The following is an 18,845-nucleotide window of genomic DNA, read 5'->3' on the forward strand; positions in this document are numbered from 1 at the left end:
TCCTTTTTTGTTTGGTTGTCAATTTATGTTAGTGATTTTACTCATCTACAGTAAGATAGTTAAAAAACCTTATAAAGACCTATGTTTCTTTCCTTGTTCATCGCGCCCGATTTCGCCAAAGCTACTCTCGTTTGATATGGCGCTCCGAAGGCTTAAACTCCCCACTAACGAATGGGTACATATCAATTGCTAGGCCATTGATTTGCCATCATTGTGCCTGATATGCTTAAGCCTTCGATATGTCTCTAGAACAAGGAATTCCAACTTCTTTATATTGTTTGTTTTTCTGTAACGGAATTCACCTCCTTCTGTTTTTATTTTAACTCTTGATCGTTTAAAAACGTTCCACCATTTTTGTAGTTGTCTTGTTGTGTAGCCAACGTCCAATTATATGCCCAGCGGGATACGCCTGCACACTGAAATAACTTTGTTCTTTGCTTATTGTTCGGCAAAAGCATGACCTTATAAGTTTTTATCATCTTTTACCAACTCCTGAATCATTTTCTTGGCTTTATTGGCTCTTTTTCCTTGCAATTTACAGCTGAACACTGTGATTATTTGAATTAAATCTTCAACTAATTCTTGCTCCTCTGTTTTTTCGGTGCTGTCTATTACCTCAATGGCAGTTCTGTATTTTTTACAAATACTTTCTATTTCTTAACGTTTGCTCTGTTTTCCCTATCAGCTTGGCAAATTTCCCTATGCTGTAATACTTCATAACCTCTCATCGTTTCCCACATGTTTACTATTATTATAAAACAAACCGTAGGACAAAATATAGACTAAACGAAAGAAAAAAAGAACTGGAAATTCCCAGCTCACAACGGAAATAATAGTTTACAAGCAAACAAAAGCAAAATGGCTCCGCCTAACGCCTCGCTATATGTACCTAGCCAGCGTTGAAAGCGGCGTCCAAGAAGCAGCCCCATCCACGTTAACATCATGCTCGTCAATCCAAACGCCATGACCGCTAATGCCATTTCTACTCCGTAAATCCCTAAACTCAACCCGACAGAAAAGCTATCGAGGCTGACGCTAAATGCAAAGACAAACAAACCGATACCGACCGGTCTCAGCCAATGTTCTTGTTCATGACGAAAGGACGCGATGACCATTTGTATACCGAGAATAAACAATAGCCCCCCACCAATGTATGTCGCCATATGTCCAAGCTGAACAGATAACAGCCGCCCGATTCCCATGCCAATTAAAGGCATAATAATATGAAAACAACCGACCGTTAATCCAACATAGGCAACTTGTTTCAGACGAAGCCGAAGCAGCCCCATGCCAAGGCTGACAGAAAATGCATCCATCCCTAATGCAAATGCCATCATCGCTAATGTCACGATTTCTCCAACCATACGAATGCCTCCTTAGGACGTGCCCTCACGTTAACATATGCACACCCTAAGGAGTTTAGACATCATTTTTCCATCATTTGTTGATAACCAGCTGCTTTTAACAATCGATTCATAATAGCGACCCCGATCCCTTCGTCCGGAAACGCCTCGCTATAAATCATATCCACATGTGTTTCATCAAACGTTCGTAACGCATCATAAAGCTGTTTCGCAACCGTTCGTAAATCGCTTCGTTGTCCACAGGCGATAACGACATCAGCTTCATACACGTCGCGCCGCTCTTCCGTCGTCAACACTCCTACAGTGAATCCACTCGCTCGTTTTTCATTCACGACTTGTTGTAAAAATGACGGTGAGCCGTACACAACGACGAGCGGAGCTTTCGGGGCGTAATGTGTATATTTCATTCCCGGAGATTTCGGCACAGCCTCTTTTTCCACAAGTGCGCGGTCGATATCCACAGCCCCGATCACCCGTTCAATCTCTTCTTTTGTCACACCGCCCGGCCGTAAAATTGTCGGGATATTTGACGTGCAGTCTATGACCGTTGACTCAACTCCAACACCTGTCGCTCCCCCATCGACAACAGCTGCAATCCGTCCATCTAAGTCATCGAGCACATGTTTCGCCGTCGTCGGACTTGGTCTTCCTGAACGATTCGCACTCGGTGCGGCAATAGGCAAACCGCTTGCTTGGATCAGAGCGAGCGCAATCGGATGGTTCGGCATGCGCACGGCTACCGTGTTCAAACCAGCCGTAACACTCGGGGAGACAGCATCTTTTTTCGGCAAAACGAGCGTGAGCGGACCCGGCCAAAAATGATCCATTAACGTATATGCGACAGACGGAATGTCGCAAGCAATATCATGCAGCTGTTCCTTTGTCGCAATGTGGACAATAAGTGGATTATCGCTCGGTCTTCCTTTTGCGATAAATATATTTTCCACAGCAGCTGTGGACATCGCATTCGCTCCTAGACCATATACGGTTTCTGTCGGAAAAGCGACAAGCTCGCCTCGCTTGAAATACGAAGCAGCCTCTATGATCTGTGGATAAGTGCTTAAATCATCCACATTTTTATCCACAAAAAACACACGTGTCTTCAACTTTTTCACCTCATAAACATTCAAGTTGTTCGTTTTTTTATCCGATTTTATCCTTGTTCAACAGCTATTTCTTCAATTGAGTATAAAAAATTGTCACAACATACACAATGATTGTCCACAAATTGTGAATAAGTTTCTCCTTTTTGTTGATAAGTTTGTGGATATGTTTATTGCATCAGCTTTTTCCATACTTCCGCAACGAAAAATTTCACTTCTACTTCCTGTTCATCGTCAACAACGAGCGGAGTTGCGTCTGTTTTTACAGCTTCTTCTTGTTGTTCATTTCGTTTTTCCACAGAACGAACAGCTTCACCTGTGGAAAAGTCGAGGAAACAAAGCGGCGGAAATAAAACGCACCACCAATTCGCTCCTTCACCTTTGCCGAGCGTAATTAATACCGCATCGTACTCCCCTGCAGGATATATGTACGATCCATATATTTTTGTCGGGAACGACACGCGTCCGAACGTTACTGTATACGATTGGTCGCTCTTCTTTTCGCGAACAATGCGCGCGACAGTTTGTTCAATTTCCGGTATATGTTCGGCGATTACTCGTTTTGCTTCTTCAAATGACGTTAAATCGCTCACCCATGTCGTAATTTGATCGTTTACCGCATCGCGAACGGCACGTTTTAACGCTTGATCAGCTGGTGCATCGCTGTTCGCTAAAATGCGCAGCCGTACCGCTTCATTTGGAATGACGACATCCCCTTGCGCTTCCGTTTGTTGTCCATATATCGTCACAATTGCACCAATCATCACCATTGTTATATATATCATCATAACGTATTTGTTCATCGTTTACCTCCCCTTTCTTGTTATGCATTGTAACCAGAGAAGGGGATTTATAAACTATGAAAATGAAAAAATATAAAAAAGCTTCCGATGTTACTCGGAAGCGAGATCGGCGATGACGATGCGCTCCTTGCCGTTTATATCACACATCACATCCACACGCGCAGAGGGAAATGCATGTTGCAACATCGCTTGAACAGCTTGTCCCTGCCCATGACCGATTTCGAACGCAATAAGCGCTTGATCGGAAACGACGTGGGGAAGTTGCTCCGCCAAACGGCGGTAAAACAACAAACCATCTTCGCCACCGACAAGTGCGCGGAGCGGTTCTTTTTGTACGACAGGCGATAGCGTCGGAATTTCGTGCGATGGAATGTATGGCGGATTAGAAACGACAACATCAACTTGTACGCCACGCTCGATGATCGGCTTAAGTAAGTCCCCTTCGAGCCAATGCACGTGAGCGCCAAGCTTTTCGGCATTTTGTTTAGCCACTTCGAGCGATCGGACGGCAATATCAATGCCATACACTTGCCATGTTGGCCGCTCTAACGCTAATGTAATGGCAATCGCCCCGCTCCCTGTTCCGACGTCAACTAGGCGAAGGGGCTGCTCGGTCGTACGCGCAAGCACATGGGAAACGAGCTCTTCCGTTTCTGGACGCGGAATGAGTACGTGCTCGTTTACGATAAACGTTCGTCCATAAAACTGTTCATATCCGATTAAATATTGAATCGGTATATGTTCAAGCGCATGTTTTTTTACGTCAGCCATAAATGTTTGCTTGTTCATTTCATCGATTGGTTCACGCAACGAAGCAAATAATTGCGCGCGCGTCATGTGCAAATGGTGGCGCAGCAACCATTCTGCAGCCGTCTCTTCTTTGCCGTGCTCTCGGAAAAAAGAAGAAGCCCATTGAAGGACTTCATATATTTTACTGCTCATTGTTCGCTTGCTCCAATTTTTTCGATTGATCGTCTAAAATGAGCGCATCAATAATTTCATCTAGCTTTCCTTCTAACACTTGATCAAGCTTTTGAATCGTCAAGCCGATGCGATGATCGGTCACGCGGTTTTGCGGGAAGTTGTATGTGCGAATGCGCTCGGAGCGATCTCCTGTTCCGACGGCTTGTTTGCGCGTTTGGTCATACTCTGCACGCGCTTCTTGTTGATATTTATCGTAAATGCGCGCACGCAATACTTTCATCGCTTTTTCTTTATTTTTAATTTGCGACTTTTCGTCTTGACACGAAACGACAATGCCTGTTGGAATGTGTGTTAAACGAACCGCTGACATCGTCGTGTTGACGCTCTGTCCGCCTGGACCGCTCGAAGCAAACGTATCGACACGAATATCTTTTTCGTTAATTTCAATTTCGATTTCTTCCATCTCCGGCAAGCATGCCACCGTCGCCGTTGACGTATGGATACGACCGCCCGATTCCGTCTCCGGTACGCGCTGAACGCGATGGGCACCATTTTCGAACTTCAGCTTCGAATATGCCCCTTTTCCTTGAATCATAAAAATAATTTCTTTATACCCACCAAGTCCTGTCGGATGTGCCTCAATGACTTCTGTTTTCCATCCTTGCGACTCGGCATAGCGCGTATACATGCGATATAAATCGCCTGCAAAGAGCGCTGCTTCCTCTCCACCTGCCGCTCCGCGAATTTCCATAATAACGTTTTTATCATCGTTCGGGTCTTTCGGAAGCAACAATACTTTTAGCTTTTCAACAAGCTGCTCTTCACGCTCTTCTAGTTCGCTAATTTCTTCTTTCACCATTTCGCGCATATCTGGATCGAGCTTTTCTTCAAGCATCGCTTTCGCATCCGCAAGCTGCTCACGCACCGTTTTATATTCACGATACGTTTGGACAGTCTCCGCTAAATCGGATTGCTCTTTTGAATAATCGCGCAACTTTTTCGGATCATTTAACACATCTGGATCCATTAATAGTTCATTTAATTTTTCATAACGGGCTTCTACCGCCTGTAAACGATCGAACATTTTTCTCACCTCGACTTTTCATTATATCATAAACGATCATACGAAAAAACTCGCCCTTATGGACGAGTCGCCGTCTCTGTACATGTTTTATTTTTCGCTGGATGATCAGGTACTTCATGATGATGGCGGCAACGTGGTTCGTACGATTCGCTCGCACCGATTAAAATGACAGGATCATAATAAGATGCAGGACGTCCGTTAATGAGCCGCTGCGTGCGCGATGCTGGGGAACCGCAGACAGTACAGACAGCTTGTAGCTTTGTTACCGATTCGGCGATGGACATTAACGTTGGAACGGGACCGAACGGCTCACCGCGAAAGTCTTGGTCCAATCCAGCTACAATGACGCGATATCCTTCATCAGCAAGCTGTTGCACGACGTCAATGACATGCTCATCAAAAAATTGCACTTCATCAATTGCCACAACGTCCGTATGCGCAGTAATATGCTTGCGAATGTCTAATGCACATGACACCGGAATGGCAATAACAGACGTTCCATTATGGGAAACGACTGCTTCTTCGCTATATCGATTATCAATCGCTGGCTTAAACACTTTCACTTCTTGCTTCGCAAACTGCGCTCGGCGTACACGACGAATGAGCTCTTCCGATTTTCCAGAAAACATGCTGCCGCAAATGACTTCAAGCCAGCCGGATTGCTTCATAACATACATGAGGGCGTCCCCTTTCTTTCAAGCTTTCACGAAAAAAACAGGCAAGTGAAAAATGTTCGCTTGCCTGTTTTCATGACATACGGATTACTTAAGGCCGTATTTTTTGTTAAATTTATCAACACGTCCTGCAGCAGAAGCGAATTTTTGACGTCCTGTGTAGAATGGATGGCACGCTGAGCAAATTTCTACGCGCACTTCGTCTTTAACAGAACCGCTCTCAAACTCGTTTCCACACGCACATTTAACCATCACTTTTTTATAGTTTGGATGGATTCCTGCTTTCATCTCATTTCATCTCCTTCCGCCCTGAATCTTTTCGAAACAGAGTTTATATGCAATGAAAAACACACATGATAAAATTATAACAACCGTCCCGATGTTTTGCAACTATCCATTTATAACCGTTTTAAATTTCCGTTTGCTTTCCACTCTTCATCTAACATCGCAAAAAACTCGTCGTTCGTTTTCGTTTGCTTTAAACGTTGAATAAAACGTTCAATAAAGTCTGGCGTGTCCGACATCGTCTTGCGAATCGCCCATAATTTTTCTAAATGTTCCCTCGGAATTAATAACTCTTCTTTTCGCGTGCCAGAACGACGAATGTCGATGGCAGGGAAAATACGTTTTTCCGCTAGTGATCGGTCGAGATGAAGCTCCATGTTTCCTGTTCCTTTAAATTCTTCGTAAATGACGTCATCCATGCGCGAACCTGTGTCGACAAGGGCGGTAGCTAAAATCGTTAAACTGCCCCCTTCTTCAATGTTGCGCGCCGCCCCGAAAAATCGCTTCGGACGATGGAATGCCGCTGGATCAATTCCTCCTGACAGCGTACGTCCGCTTGGCGGAATGACTAAGTTGTACGCCCTCGCTAACCGCGTAATGCTGTCCATTAAAATGACGACGTCACGCTTATGTTCGACAAGACGCATCGCCCGTTCGAGCACAAGCTCCGCTACTTTAATATGATTTTCTGGCACTTCATCAAACGTGGAGCTGACGACATCGGCTGATACAGAACGTTCAATGTCCGTCACTTCCTCTGGGCGTTCATCAATGAGCAAGACAATCAGTTCAACATCAGGGTGATTCGTTGTGATGCTGTTGGCGATTTCTTTTAATAACATCGTTTTTCCTGCTTTTGGCGGTGCGACAATTAAGCCGCGCTGACCGAATCCGATCGGAGCAATCAAGTCGATGAGGCGGGTAGATAGCTTGTCCGGTGTCGTTTCCAGCTTCATTTGACGGCTTGGGTAAAGCGGTGTGAGCGCTGGGAAATGGACGCGTTCTTTCGCGATTTCTGGGTCTTCACCGTTTACAGCCTCGACGTGCAATAAGCCGAAATATCGTTCGTTTTCTTTTGGCGGCCGCACTTTTCCTGAAACTTTATCACCGTTGCGCAAATCAAAACGACGAATTTGCGATGCGGAAATATAAATATCTTCCGAACTCGGGGAATAGTTAATCGGACGCAAAAAGCCGAATCCTTCTGATTGAATAATTTCAAGCACGCCTTCCATGAAAAAGAGGCCGTCTTGCTCGGCGCGCGCTTTTAAAATCGCAAAAATTAATTCTTTTTTTGTCAGTTTGCTGTAATATGAAATTTTGTATTGGCGAGCTAACTCATATAGCTCTTTAATTGTCATATTTTCTAGCGTTGCAATTGTTAAATCTCCTAGCTCCATACTTACACCACTCTTTTATTTATTTTGATGAATTCCTCTTTGGATGGAAACAGCGAAGATGAAAAGATGATGAGAAGAGACGTAACACGACTATTTTACCCTTTTTTCATATTTTCAATCAATAGAAAAAGAGCGAGAGCGCAAAAAGTTCGCGCATCTCGCGATCACTTCATAACAAGGTTCGGCTTTTTCTTTAAGCTATGGCGTCCTTCAATGAAACGAACAGTTCCCGATTTTGCTCGCATGACAATCGAATGTGTCTCTCCATACGCCCCTTTAAATTGCACGCCGCGAAGCAACTCCCCGTCAGTCACCCCCGTTGCCGCAAAAATGGCGTCATCCCCTTTGACGAGATCTTCCATGCGCAACACACGGTTAACATCTAAGCCCATTTTCTTGCATCGTTCTACTTCAGCATCGTTTTGCGGCAACAGTTTTCCTTGTATTTCTCCTCCGAGACATTTGAGCGCAACAGCCGCTAATACCCCTTCTGGAGCGCCGCCTGAACCGAACAAAATGTCCACCCCTGTATGATCGAACGCTGTATTGATCGCCGCCGCAACATCACCGTCATTAATGAGCTTAATGCGCGCACCTGCTTCGCGCAACTCAGCAATGATGCGCTCATGGCGCGGACGGTTCAAAACGATCGCCACTACGTCTTCCACATCTTTATTTTTTGCTTTAGCAACAGCTTTTAAGTTATCAATAATGGGAGCGTTAATGTCAATCATGCCGACCGCTTCTGGCCCGACAGCAATTTTGTCCATATACATATCTGGTGCATGAAGCAAGTTGCCGTGATCCGCTACTGCTACAACCGCTAATGCATTCCAACCACCAGAAGCGACGATGTTCGTTCCTTCAAGCGGATCGACCGCCACATCAACACGTGGACCATAACCGTTACCGAGCTTCTCGCCAATATACAGCATTGGCGCTTCATCCATTTCCCCTTCGCCGATAACGACCGTTCCTTTCATCGGAACGGTGTCAAATACGTCGCGCATCGCAGAGGTAGCAGCTTCATCTGCTTCGTCTTTTTTGCCACGCCCCATCCAACGCGCCGCAGCTAACGCCGCTGCTTCTGTTACACGGACAAGCTCCATTGATAAACTTCTTTCCATCGTTTCTCCCTCTCCCCTTTGATGCATTATGTGTTCTTCAGTTGCTCAATTTCTTGTTCAGTCATTTGTTCGCGCCAAACGGTTGCGCCCAAGTTGGCAAGTTTGTCAACTAGGTTGCTATAGCCGCGATCAATATGTTCCAATCCTGTAATTTCTGTAATCCCTTCAGCCATTAATCCAGCAACGACAAGCGCTGCTCCTGCGCGCAAATCGGTCGCACGCACTTTTGCCCCTTGCAGCCGCGATGGCCCTGTAATAATCGCTGAACGCCCTTCGACTTTCACATTGGCGTTCATGCGCCGCAATTCATCAATATGTTTGAAACGTGCACTATAAATCGTGTCGGTGACGATGCTCGTCCCAGACGCTTTCGTTAATAGTGAAGTGAATGGCTGTTGTAAGTCGGTCGGAAAGCCAGGATAAACGAGCGTTTTAACATCGACCGCGCGAAGATGATCTTTCGTCGCTACAAGAACTTGGTCATCGCTCGTTTCCACAACGACACCCATCTCGCGCATTTTCGCAATGATAGCTTCTAGGTGCTGCGGGATGACGTTGTCAATGACGACTTCTTTTCCCATGGCTGCACCGATAATCATATACGTCCCCGCTTCAATGCGATCTGGAATAATGGAATGGCGGCAACCGTGTAGCTGCTCAACACCATCAATGCGAATGACATCCGTTCCTGCTCCTTTAATGCGCGCACCCATATTTGTTAACAGCGTCGCTACATCAATAATCTCCGGTTCTTTTGCCGCATTTTCAATAATCGTTCTTCCTTTTGCTAAGACGGCAGCTAACATGATGTTAATCGTCGCACCAACGCTGACGACGTCTAAGTAAATGCGCGCACCTCGAAGCTCCTCAGCTCGTAAATAAATCGCACCTTGTTCGTTTGTCACCTTCGCCCCGAGTGCCTCGAATCCTTTAATGTGTTGGTCGATCGGACGCGGACCGAGATGACACCCACCCGGAAGACCGATGACCGCTTTTTTGAAACGTCCGAGCATCGCACCCATTAAGTAATATGATGCGCGTAACTTTTTGACTTTTCCGTTTGGTAAAGGCATAGAAACGATATGAGACGGGTCAATGACGACTTCATTTTCATCAAAATGAAACGTACCCCCAATTTCTTCAATCAACTGTCCTAGCACATGAACGTCTGAAATGTTCGGCAATCCTTCAATGACTACGGGGGAATTCGCCAAAATAGCGGCTGGAATGAGAGCGACGGCACTGTTTTTCGCCCCGCTAATGCGCACGGAACCTTGAAGGAGATCACCGCCGACGATTTTTAACTTTTCCATATTTGTCTCCCTTCTCGCAAAGCAAGTACTAGAACGCGACGGAAAACTGCTCATTTATTATTTTTGATTTGCTTTATGCCAGTCTGCTAAAAACTTTTCGATGCCTTGATCTGTCAGTGGATGCTTAAACAATTGCATTAACACGTTGTAAGGAACTGTCGCGATGTGCGCCCCTTTTAATGCCGCTTCTGTCACATGTTGTGGATGACGGATAGATGCGGCGATAATTTCCGTTTCAATATCGTGAATCGCAAAAATGTTTGCGATCGTTTCAATTAAATCTAAGCCATTATGACCGATATCATCGAGGCGTCCTAAAAATGGAGAGACGTACGTTGCACCAGCGCGCGCCGCTAACAACGCTTGATTTGCGCTAAAGATGAGCGTGACGTTCGTTTTAATTCCTTTTTCACTAAACACTTTTACTGCTTTTAGTCCCTCTGGCGTCATTGGCACTTTAATTGTAATATTTGGAGCAATTTTCGCTAACTCTTCTCCTTCTGCAATCATTCCTCCTGCATCTGTTGCAATCACCTCAGCGCTAACGGAGCCTGAAACGAGAGAAGTAATTTCACGAAGGCGATCGTGGAATGATACGTTTTCTTTGGCAACGAGGCTCGGATTGGTCGTTACCCCCGCTAAAATGCCAAGTTCGTGAGCGTGGCGAATTTCGTCAATGTTCGCTGTGTCAATAAAAAATTTCATAATTTTCAACCTCCTAAACGCTTTCAAAATGGAATGAAACAAAACCGCCCGCTTCAGCAAGGCTGAAACGGCGCGGCTTGTATTACAACGCTTTGCCGGAAGAACCGAACTCGCGCATTTTGCCAATCACTGTTTCTTTAATCGCATCGCGACCAGGGCCAAGGAATTTACGAGGATCGTACACTTTTTCGTCTTTCGCTAACACTTCGCGCACTACTTTTGTAAACGCCATTTGATTTTCTGTATTGACGTTAATTTTTGATGTACCTAAAGAAATAGCGCGTTGAATTTGCTCTGTTGGAATGCCTGTTCCACCATGCAATACGAGCGGCACACCTGTACGATCACGAATTTCTTCCATTTCTTTAAATCCTAACTTCGGCTCACCTTTGTATGGGCCGTGCACAGAGCCGAGCGCAGGTGCTAAACAGTCAATGCCTGTACGCTTCACAAGCTCTTCGCACTCATCTGGATTTGCATAAATGATTCCTTCTGCAACAACGTCATCTTCTTGTCCGCCGACTGTTCCGAGTTCAGCCTCAACAGACACCCCGCGCGCATGAGCGTACTCTACTACTTTTGATGTAATGTCAACGTTTTCTTCAAATGGGTGATGGGATGCGTCAATCATAACGGACGTAAATCCAGCATCGATCGCTGCTTTACATTTTTCAAAGCTCGAACCGTGGTCAAGGTGAATGGCGACAGGAACAGTAATGTTCATGTCTTCCATTAATCCTTTCACCATGTTTACAATCGTCTTAAAGCCGCCCATATAGCGAGCTGCTCCTTCAGACACACCAAGAATGACAGGAGATTTCTCTTCTTCTGCCGCCGCTAAAATAGCTTGCGTCCATTCTAAGTTGTTAATATTGAATTGACCGACCGCATACTTACCCGCCAATGCTTGCTTAAGCATTTCCGTCATTGAAACTAAAGGCATCGTTAAATCCTCCTTAAATGTAGCCATTGTTCACTATCCGAAAGCGCCTTTCACATGTACAATGACCAAAATACGACAAATTTATACAAGACGGTCTCGAATAGTATGTACATTATAAGAATAACAAACTTTGTTTCCATCCATCAACATTATTCACCGAAACGAACAAAACTTTGTGAAAAAAGTTCAAAAAGCTGTCAATGGTTAACCAATATATTTTTTCACTGCATCACGCATATCATCAATGTCAAAAGGTTTCGCAAAATGTGTCAACGCACCGAGCTTTTTCGTTTCATGAATCATATCGAGTTCTCCGTAGGCCGTCATCACGATGACTTTCACATGTTCGTTCATCTGTTTCATTCTCTTTAAAATTTCTACCCCATCCATCCCCGGAATTTTCATATCTAACAGCACTAAATCGGGAGAATGTTTCGCAAATATATCGAGCGCCTGAATGCCGTTCGCCGCTTGGTACGTTTCGTATCCTTCTTTTTGAAACACTTCATTTAGTAAAATACGAATGCCAAACTGGTCGTCCACAATTAAAATCTTCCCCGCCATACTCAACACCTCTATTTTCTCTTTATATCATACCCCTATTTTTATTATCGTATCATTATTTCGAAATTTTTACCATTTATCCTGCTTACCGTTCGAATTTTGATCATTTTTTTATTTTTTAATATAATGAACAACAAACGAGTAGTCGCATGAAAAGGAGATTAGTCATGTTAAAAATATTATGCACACAACTTGCAGGGGTGTTTCAACGAATAAGTGCCCAAGAAGAACAACAGTTTGAAGATGCGGCACGGCTGCTTGCGCAAGCGATGATTAGCGAAGGAACGATTTTCATTTACGGGATTGGTGAAATGGAAGCGGTCGTTGTTGAAGCGTTGCATGGGGCTGAACGATTCCCAAACGTCAAACGGTTCAATATGGACGACGTAACAACTGCGGATCGCGTGCTTATCATCTCCCGCTTTTGCACAGATGAAGAGGCAATTCGCCTCGCAAAACAACTGCGCGAACAAAACATATGGACAATCGGCATGTCATCTATTGTAGGAGAAACGACGACATCGCTTGTCGACCACGTCGATGTGCATATTGATTTATGCTTAAAACAGCCGCTCGTTCCAATAGAAGACGGGACACGTATCGGTTTCCCTTCCGCTCTTGCCGCTTTGTTTGCTTACCATAGCTTAATGCTTATGACAAAAGATATTGTTGCAGAATATGAATAAAAAGGATGTCTAGCTAGACATCCTTTTCTTATTTTTCCAGCGATGCGCGAATAAATTCGCGGAAAAGAGGTTGTGGACGTGTCGGGCGAGATGTAAATTCCGGATGAAATTGCGCCGCAACAAACCACGGATGATCTTTTAACTCAATAATTTCTACAAGACGGCCATCTGGGCTTGTACCTGAAAACACAAAGCCGTTCTCTTCCATCATCGTACGATATTCGTTATTAAATTCATAACGATGACGATGGCGCTCATAAATGACTTCATCTTGATACGCCTCATACGCTTTCGTTCCTTCTACAAGCTTGCACGGATATAAGCCGAGGCGAAGCGTTCCGCCTAAATCTTCAATATCTTTTTGTTCCGGCAATAAATCGATAATCGGATGCGGCGTATTCGGATCAATTTCTGCCGAGTGAGCGCCTTTTAAACCGACGACATGGCGGGCAAACTCAACGGATGCTAGCTGCATGCCTAAACAAATGCCAAGGAACGGAATGCGCTGTTCGCGAGCGTAGCGAATCGCTTCAATTTTTCCTTCGATGCCGCGATCGCCAAATCCGCCTGGAACGAGAATACCGTTTACTCCTTGCAGCAATTGCGCCACGTTGTCCCGATCAACATGTTCGGAGTTAATCCAACGAATATCGACATCCGTATCAAACGCATATCCCGCATGACGTAACGCTTCCACGACAGAGATGTAAGCATCTTGAAGCTCGACGTATTTTCCGACGAGGGCAATCGTTGTTTTGTTTGATAAGTTGCGCACTTTTTCAACGAGCGCGATCCATTCTGTCATATCCGCTTCGTTGCAGTTTAGTTTTAAATGTTCGCAAACGATTTGGTCTAACTTTTGTTCTTGAAGCATAAGCGGGACAGCGTATAACGTGTCAGCGTCACGCGCTTCAATGACCGCTTTCGGATCGATGTCGCAAAATAGGGCGATTTTATCTTTCATATCTTGGGACATCGGCATTTCTGTGCGCACGACGATCACGTTTGGTTGAATGCCTAGGCTGCGCAATTCTTTGACGCTATGTTGCGTCGGTTTCGTCTTCATCTCACCTGCCGCCTTAATGTACGGGACAAGCGTACAATGAATGTACATCACGTTTTCGCGGCCAACGTCGCTTTTGATTTGACGAATCGCTTCTAAAAACGGAAGAGATTCAATGTCACCAACTGTCCCTCCGATTTCTGTAATAACGACGTCCGCATTCGTTTCGCGACCTGCGCGAAAGACGCGCTCTTTAATTTCATTCGTAATGTGCGGAATGACTTGTACCGTACCGCCTAAATAATCACCGCGACGTTCTTTTTTCAATACAGTGGAGTAAATTTTTCCCGTCGTTACGTTGCTGTATTTGTTCAAGTTAATGTCGATAAAGCGCTCGTAATGTCCTAAATCTAAGTCTGTTTCTGCGCCATCATCTGTGACGAATACTTCTCCGTGTTGATACGGACTCATCGTCCCCGGGTCAACGTTAATGTATGGATCAAATTTTTGAATCGTCACTTTTAAGCCGCGATTTTTTAGCAATCGGCCAAGTGATGCAGCCGTAATTCCTTTCCCAAGCGATGATACAACGCCACCTGTTACGAAAATATATTTGGTCATGAAACCTTCCCCCTCAACTCATTTGGAATAGTTACAGTGTGTGCGACTTCGGGGAAAAATAAAAACGCTCCACTTACAAATTAGTAAGGGAGCGAACGTATCTCTATGAAAAGAGCCCAAACAGAATTCTACATATATCGATGTAAAAAGTCAAGGTTATAATTCCTCATCTTCTTCTAACTCAAGCTCTTCATCGACGACATCTAATTCTTCGTCAATCGGAGCATCGTCTAAATCTAGTTCTTCATCTAATAAATCGTCGATCACTTCTTCATCTTCGTCTAAAGCAAATTCATCGTCAAGCAATTCCTCGTCCTCTAACAATTCTTCATCTAAATCGTCGTATACGAGTTCATCTTCATCCATTAGCTCATCGAAATCATCAAAGTCATCGGCCGCTTTTTTCTTCTTCTTGACGCGTTCCACAGGTACCGCTTCGTCTTCTGTTTGATCGTATGGATACCATGCGCGCAAGCCCCAAGCTGTTTCCCCGATACAAATAAACCGTCCATCGACGTTTAAATCTGTATAAAACTGCGCCAAGCGCGGGCGCACTTCACTTTCGGATAACCCTTTTATCGCGACGAGTTGTTCGACCATTTCTTGAAATGATACCGTCTGCTTTTTCTCACACAATAGCAAATACGCAAGTTCGACGAAAGACATCTCTCGCAATTGTTCTTGAGAGTATTGCTCCAAACTCACTTTCCGCACTCCCTTTCTCCAACGTATGAAAACATCAAAAATCCATACCATTCATTATAAACAAATTCATTTACTTTATGCTAGAGCGTTGTCCAAAAAAAATGTCGGGACATTCCCCGACATTACATATTGCGGCGATATTGTCCACCGACTTCGTACAGCGCTTTCGTAATTTGTCCTAAGCTTGCTACTTTTACTGTTTCCATCAGCTCAGCAAAAATATTTCCGCCGCTTACTGCTACATGTTTTAATCGTGCAAGCGCCTCTTCGACTTCCCCTCTATGCTCTTCGTGGAATTTACGCAAGTTTTCAAGTTGCAACTGTTTTTCTTCGTATGATGCGCGAGCAAGCTGCAAGCTCTCAATTTCTTCTTCGACAGCAGCATTCGGATTTAAATACGTGTTTACTCCGATAATCGGGAGTTCCCCACTATGTTTTTTCATCTCATAATACATTGACTCGTCTTGAATTTTGCCGCGCTGATATTGCATCTCCATCGCTCCGAGCACGCCGCCACGCTCATCGAGACGTTCGAACTCTTTTAGCACTGCCTCCTCAACTAAGTCGGTTAACTCCTCAATAATGAATGAACCTTGCAGCGGGTTTTCATTTTTCGTCAACCCGTGCTCTTTTGTAATAATGAGCTGAATCGCCATCGCGCGACGAACAGATTCTTCCGTCGGTGTAGTAATTGCCTCATCATAAGCGTTCGTATGGAGCGAGTTGCAATTGTCATGAAGCGCCATAAGCGCTTGTAACGTCGTGCGAATGTCGTTAAAGTCGATTTCTTGGGCATGTAGTGAACGACCCGACGTTTGTACGTGATATTTCAATTTTTGGCTCCGTTCATTTGCTCCGTATTTTTCGCGCATCGCTACCGCCCAAATGCGCCGTGCGACCCGGCCGATTACGGTATATTCGGGATCGAGACCGTTGCTGAAGAAAAATGATAAGTTTGGTGCAAAATCATCAATGTGCATACCTCGGCTTAAATAGTATTCCACGTACGTAAAGCCGTTAGCGAGCGTAAATGCCAATTGCGTAATCGGGTTCGCTCCCGCCTCGGCAATATGATAACCTGAGATCGAAACAGAATAGTAGTTGCGCACGCGGTTGTCAATGAAATATTGTTGAATGTCCCCCATCATGCGCAAAGCGAATTCCGTCGAGAAAATACACGTATTTTGCCCTTGGTCTTCTTTTAAAATATCAGCTTGCACCGTTCCGCGCACCGTTTGTAGCGTCCATGCTTTCACTTGCTCGTATTCTTCTTTTGTCAGCTTTCGCCCAAGCTCTGCTTCTTTCTTTTCTACTTGTTGATCGATCGCTGTGTTCATAAACATCGCTAAAATGATTGGCGCCGGACCGTTGATCGTCATCGATACGGACGTGAGCGGATCGCACAAATCAAAACCTTTGTATAGCTTTTTCATATCATCTAACGTACAAACGCTTACACCGCTCTCACCAATTTTCCCAAAAATGTCCGGGCGTTCGTTCGGATCCTCGCCATATAGCGTTACAGAATCAAACGCTGTGCTCAGCCGTTTCGCGTGATCATCTTTACATAAGTAATGGAAACGTCGGTTCGTCCGCTCTGGCGTCCCTTCCCCTGCAAATTGCCGCTTCGGATCTTCTCCTTGCCGTTTAAACGGAAATACGCCTGCTGTAAACGGAAACGCGCCCGGAACGTTTTCTTTATAAATCCATCGTAAAATTTCTCCGTAATCTTTAAATTTCGGGAGCGCCACTTTCGGAATATACAACCCGGCTAAACTTTTTGTCGTTAGTGGGGTGACGATTTCTTTATCCCGCACTTTCGTCACAAACTCTTTTGCGGCATATTTCTTTTTCACGTCTTCCCATGATGCTAATAGCTTTCTTGACTCTGGCGTTAACTTTTCCTCATATGTCCGCTTCGCCTCTTGTAAAGCTAACAACGCTTGTTCATCATGGCGCTCGTTCATCGCTTCGATTGCACCTTCAAGCTGGAATATGCGGCGAGCAATCTCACATTGTTCATTGACACGTTTATGATATTGTCTAATCGTATCCGCAATTTCACGCAAATAATGGCGACGCTCATTCGGAATGATGACGTTTTGTTTTTCGACATGATCGACTTTTTGTAACGTCGTTGTCCAATTCGTTCCCATTCGTTCGTTAATTAAATCAATTAATGCGACAAACAACGTATTCGTTCCAGGATCGTTAAATTGGCTAGCGATCGTACCGAACACCGGCATGTCGCTCACATCGCGATCAAACAATTGATGGCTGCGCTGATATTGCTTTTGCACTTGACGCTTCGCATCTTCTGACCCTTTGCGCTCAAATTTATTAATGACGATGAGATCGGCATAGTCGATCATATCGATTTTTTCAAGTTGCGATGGTGCGCCAAATTCACTCGTCATAACATACATCGCAATGTCGCAAATATCTTTAATCGCCGCATCACCTTGCCCGATCCCGCTCGTCTCGACGATTACTAAATCAAAGCCTGCCGCTTTGACGACTTCAATTGCATCTTGAATCGCGAGCGATAATTCCGAACGGGAACTGCGCGTCGCTAAACTGCGCATATATACGCGCGGTGAGGAAATCGCATTCATACGAATGCGGTCGCCAAGCAACGCACCGCCCGTTTTTTGTTTTGTCGGGTCAACGGACAAAATAGCTACTTTTTTGTCTGGAATTTCGTTTAAAAAGCGGCGTACAAGCTCATCGGTAAGCGAGCTTTTCCCAGCACCACCTGTTCCCGTAATACCGATTACCGGGACGCGTTTTGCCATCGCCTTCACTCGTTGTAAAGCAACTTCTGTCGCAGCGGCTACTTCACTATGATCGTTTACGCGATTTTCACACACGGTAATGAGTCGCGCCACCGCTTGAACATCCCCGCTTGCTAATCGCTCGACTTCATCGGTAATTTCCCTGACGGTCGGAAAATCACATTGCTCCATCATGATATTAATCATTCCTTGCAATCCGTAACGCCGACCATCTTCAGGCGAGAAAATACGTGCGATCCCATATTCGTGCAATTCTTTTATTTCCCTTGGAATAATAACGCCACCGCCGCCGCCGTAAATGCGAATATGTGAAGCGCCGCGCTGTTGCAATAAGTCGTACATATATTTAAAAAACTCCATATGTCCACCTTGATAAGAAGACACCGCGATCCCTTGTACATCTTCTTGAATGGCAGCGTTCACAATTTCTTCGACGGAACGATTATGGCCGAGGTGAATGACCTCTGCTCCGCTCGCTTGTAAAATGCGGCGCATAATGTTAATTGCCGCATCGTGCCCATCAAACAAGCTAGACGCTGTTACAAAGCGAACGTGATGTTTTGGACGATAAATGTGCGCCATCTTTCTCCCATCCCCTTTCGCTACCGCTTTATAATGCCGTCAAGCAATAGCTTCGTTTGCAACTCAATATATTCATCGAGCGTATACATTTTTTTTAACGCCCAACGACGGAACCCCCACATTTGACCGAGAACGAAAATGTTATGTGCAAATAATTGAATTTC

Annotated in this window: 17 protein-coding genes and 3 pseudogenes; 1 reads left to right on the top strand and 19 read right to left on the bottom strand. The window is 44.9% G+C overall.

All coding sequences use genetic code 11. The features are described 5' to 3' along the window. Positions 1-317: 317 nt before the first annotated feature. The 15 genes and pseudogenes from V7Z64_RS05055 to V7Z64_RS05125 all read right to left on the bottom strand — a co-directional run. Positions 318-479, bottom strand: a pseudogene (locus V7Z64_RS05055) (helix-turn-helix domain-containing protein); the annotation flags it as partial. Then, a pseudogene (locus V7Z64_RS05060) lies at positions 463-654 on the bottom strand (IS607 family transposase); the annotation flags it as partial. The pseudogenes V7Z64_RS05060 and V7Z64_RS05055, both read right to left, overlap by 17 nt. 164 nt (positions 655-818) lie before the next feature. Continuing rightward, the gene (locus tag V7Z64_RS05065) at positions 819-1,364 is read right to left on the bottom strand and encodes a manganese efflux pump MntP (protein ID WP_297991323.1); all 546 of its coding nucleotides are present in this window, start codon (positions 1,362-1,364) and stop codon (positions 819-821) included. 62 nt (positions 1,365-1,426) lie between these two features. Further along, the gene (locus V7Z64_RS05070; protein ID WP_297991321.1) at positions 1,427-2,470 is read right to left on the bottom strand and encodes an L-threonylcarbamoyladenylate synthase; all 1,044 of its coding nucleotides are present in this window, start codon (positions 2,468-2,470) and stop codon (positions 1,427-1,429) included. A 167-nt stretch (positions 2,471-2,637) separates the two neighbouring features. Then, a complete protein-coding gene (gene spoIIR, locus V7Z64_RS05075) occupies positions 2,638-3,270 on the bottom strand; it encodes a stage II sporulation protein R (RefSeq protein ID WP_297991319.1) in 633 nt (210 codons plus the stop codon). Between the two features lie 90 nt (positions 3,271-3,360). Further along, positions 3,361-4,212: a peptide chain release factor N(5)-glutamine methyltransferase gene (gene prmC, locus V7Z64_RS05080; RefSeq protein ID WP_297991317.1), complete on the bottom strand. Its 852-nt coding sequence runs from the start codon at positions 4,210-4,212 to the stop codon at positions 3,361-3,363. Further along, positions 4,202-5,278 carry a peptide chain release factor 1 gene (gene prfA, locus V7Z64_RS05085; protein ID WP_003397036.1) on the bottom strand — a complete coding sequence of 359 codons (1,077 nt, stop codon included), beginning with the start codon at positions 5,276-5,278 and terminating at the stop codon, positions 4,202-4,204. The genes prmC and prfA overlap by 11 nt, the downstream gene beginning before the upstream one ends. A 56-nt stretch (positions 5,279-5,334) precedes the next feature. After that, a complete protein-coding gene (locus V7Z64_RS05090; RefSeq protein WP_297991313.1) occupies positions 5,335-5,955 on the bottom strand; it encodes a thymidine kinase in 621 nt (206 codons plus the stop codon). An 84-nt stretch (positions 5,956-6,039) separates the two neighbouring features. After that, complete coding sequence (gene rpmE, locus V7Z64_RS05095; protein ID WP_003397039.1) at positions 6,040-6,240, bottom strand: 50S ribosomal protein L31; 201 nt, start codon at positions 6,238-6,240, stop codon at positions 6,040-6,042. A 110-nt stretch (positions 6,241-6,350) separates the two neighbouring features. Continuing rightward, complete coding sequence (gene rho / locus V7Z64_RS05100; RefSeq protein WP_003397040.1) at positions 6,351-7,637, bottom strand: transcription termination factor Rho; 1,287 nt, start codon at positions 7,635-7,637, stop codon at positions 6,351-6,353. A 164-nt stretch (positions 7,638-7,801) separates the two neighbouring features. Then, a complete protein-coding gene (glpX, locus tag V7Z64_RS05105; protein WP_297991310.1) occupies positions 7,802-8,764 on the bottom strand; it encodes a class II fructose-bisphosphatase in 963 nt (320 codons plus the stop codon). Between the two features lie 26 nt (positions 8,765-8,790). Continuing rightward, positions 8,791-10,077: a UDP-N-acetylglucosamine 1-carboxyvinyltransferase gene (locus V7Z64_RS05110; protein ID WP_297991308.1), complete on the bottom strand. Its 1,287-nt coding sequence runs from the start codon at positions 10,075-10,077 to the stop codon at positions 8,791-8,793. 57 nt (positions 10,078-10,134) lie between these two features. Continuing rightward, positions 10,135-10,782 carry a fructose-6-phosphate aldolase gene (gene fsa / locus V7Z64_RS05115; protein WP_297991306.1) on the bottom strand — a complete coding sequence of 216 codons (648 nt, stop codon included), beginning with the start codon at positions 10,780-10,782 and terminating at the stop codon, positions 10,135-10,137. 82 nt (positions 10,783-10,864) lie between these two features. Then, entirely contained in the window at positions 10,865-11,725 is an 861-nt protein-coding gene (locus V7Z64_RS05120) for a class II fructose-bisphosphate aldolase (protein WP_003397045.1), read from the bottom strand. Positions 11,726-11,929: 204 nt separating this feature from the next. Further along, the gene (locus V7Z64_RS05125) at positions 11,930-12,289 is read right to left on the bottom strand and encodes a response regulator (RefSeq protein WP_003397047.1); all 360 of its coding nucleotides are present in this window, start codon (positions 12,287-12,289) and stop codon (positions 11,930-11,932) included. 167 nt (positions 12,290-12,456) lie between these two features. On the opposite strand from V7Z64_RS05125, the gene V7Z64_RS05130 reads away from it, so the two are divergent. Then, positions 12,457-12,975, top strand: coding sequence for a DUF2529 domain-containing protein (locus tag V7Z64_RS05130; protein WP_297991301.1), 519 nt, complete (start codon positions 12,457-12,459; stop codon positions 12,973-12,975). A 28-nt stretch (positions 12,976-13,003) separates the two neighbouring features. Here the strand turns inward: V7Z64_RS05130 and V7Z64_RS05135 are convergent, their stop codons facing one another. The 4 genes and pseudogenes from V7Z64_RS05135 to V7Z64_RS05150 form a co-directional block, all read right to left on the bottom strand. Continuing rightward, positions 13,004-14,599 carry a CTP synthase gene (locus V7Z64_RS05135; protein ID WP_297991299.1) on the bottom strand — a complete coding sequence of 532 codons (1,596 nt, stop codon included), beginning with the start codon at positions 14,597-14,599 and terminating at the stop codon, positions 13,004-13,006. Between the two features lie 156 nt (positions 14,600-14,755). Continuing rightward, positions 14,756-15,304, bottom strand: coding sequence for a DNA-directed RNA polymerase subunit delta (rpoE, locus tag V7Z64_RS05140; RefSeq protein ID WP_035044959.1), 549 nt, complete (start codon positions 15,302-15,304; stop codon positions 14,756-14,758). 122 nt (positions 15,305-15,426) lie between these two features. After that, entirely contained in the window at positions 15,427-18,681 is a 3,255-nt protein-coding gene (gene icmF / locus V7Z64_RS05145) for a fused isobutyryl-CoA mutase/GTPase IcmF (protein ID WP_297991297.1), read from the bottom strand. 20 nt (positions 18,682-18,701) lie between these two features. Continuing rightward, positions 18,702-18,845: pseudogene (locus V7Z64_RS05150) on the bottom strand (TetR/AcrR family transcriptional regulator); the annotation flags it as partial.

Origin of the sequence: Anoxybacillus sp., assembly GCF_036834105.1 — a bacterium.
Lineage (GTDB): Bacteria > Bacillota > Bacilli > Bacillales > Anoxybacillaceae > Anoxybacillus.

Excerpts from the sequence above, each read along its gene's own strand:
- V7Z64_RS05065 (WP_297991323.1), bottom strand. The coding sequence starts at position 1,364 with ATGGTTGGAGAAATCGTGACATTAGCGATGATGGCATTTGCATTAGGG.
- spoIIR (WP_297991319.1), bottom strand. The coding sequence starts at position 3,270 with ATGAACAAATACGTTATGATGATATATATAACAATGGTGATGATTGGT.
- prmC (WP_297991317.1), bottom strand. The coding sequence starts at position 4,212 with ATGAGCAGTAAAATATATGAAGTCCTTCAATGGGCTTCTTCTTTTTTC.
- prfA (WP_003397036.1), bottom strand. The coding sequence starts at position 5,278 with ATGTTCGATCGTTTACAGGCGGTAGAAGCCCGTTATGAAAAATTAAAT.
- V7Z64_RS05090 (WP_297991313.1), bottom strand. The coding sequence starts at position 5,955 with ATGTATGTTATGAAGCAATCCGGCTGGCTTGAAGTCATTTGCGGCAGC.
- rpmE (WP_003397039.1), bottom strand. The coding sequence starts at position 6,240 with ATGAAAGCAGGAATCCATCCAAACTATAAAAAAGTGATGGTTAAATGT.
- rho (WP_003397040.1), bottom strand. The coding sequence starts at position 7,637 with ATGGAGCTAGGAGATTTAACAATTGCAACGCTAGAAAATATGACAATT.
- glpX (WP_297991310.1), bottom strand. The coding sequence starts at position 8,764 with ATGGAAAGAAGTTTATCAATGGAGCTTGTCCGTGTAACAGAAGCAGCG.
- V7Z64_RS05110 (WP_297991308.1), bottom strand. The coding sequence starts at position 10,077 with ATGGAAAAGTTAAAAATCGTCGGCGGTGATCTCCTTCAAGGTTCCGTG.
- fsa (WP_297991306.1), bottom strand. The coding sequence starts at position 10,782 with ATGAAATTTTTTATTGACACAGCGAACATTGACGAAATTCGCCACGCT.
- V7Z64_RS05120 (WP_003397045.1), bottom strand. The coding sequence starts at position 11,725 with ATGCCTTTAGTTTCAATGACGGAAATGCTTAAGCAAGCATTGGCGGGT.
- V7Z64_RS05125 (WP_003397047.1), bottom strand. The coding sequence starts at position 12,289 with ATGGCGGGGAAGATTTTAATTGTGGACGACCAGTTTGGCATTCGTATT.
- V7Z64_RS05130 (WP_297991301.1), top strand. The coding sequence starts at position 12,457 with ATGTTAAAAATATTATGCACACAACTTGCAGGGGTGTTTCAACGAATA.
- V7Z64_RS05135 (WP_297991299.1), bottom strand. The coding sequence starts at position 14,599 with ATGACCAAATATATTTTCGTAACAGGTGGCGTTGTATCATCGCTTGGG.
- icmF (WP_297991297.1), bottom strand. The coding sequence starts at position 18,681 with ATGGCGCACATTTATCGTCCAAAACATCACGTTCGCTTTGTAACAGCG.